Annotated in this window: 1 protein-coding gene; it reads left to right on the plus strand. The window is 65.4% G+C overall.

Annotated features, from left to right (window positions below; translation table 11 throughout):
* The coding region (locus tag SB847_RS22415; protein ID WP_410578980.1) for a hypothetical protein at positions 1-231 on the plus strand (231 nt) is incomplete at both ends.

The raw sequence follows: 231 nt of genomic DNA on the forward strand, positions 1-231 counted from the left end.
TGCTGGAGCGGATCAGCTCCTTGCCGCGCGATGATCGGTGGCAGGCACTGGCCCGTGCTGCACTCAGGGACGACCTCTACTCAACGGTCGCAGACATGACGACGTCGGTGCTGGAGTCGACAGAGCCGGGGAGTAACGCAGAGGACCGGCTGACGGCCTGGGAGGCACAGAACGCGGAGCAGCTCGGCCGCGCCAAGACAATGTTTGACGAGGTGAATGCCCTCGAGGCCG

This window comes from Bacillus sp. SIMBA_026, assembly GCF_046535335.1.
GTDB classification, from domain to species: Bacteria; Bacillota; Bacilli; order Bacillales; family Bacillaceae; genus Bacillus; species Bacillus velezensis.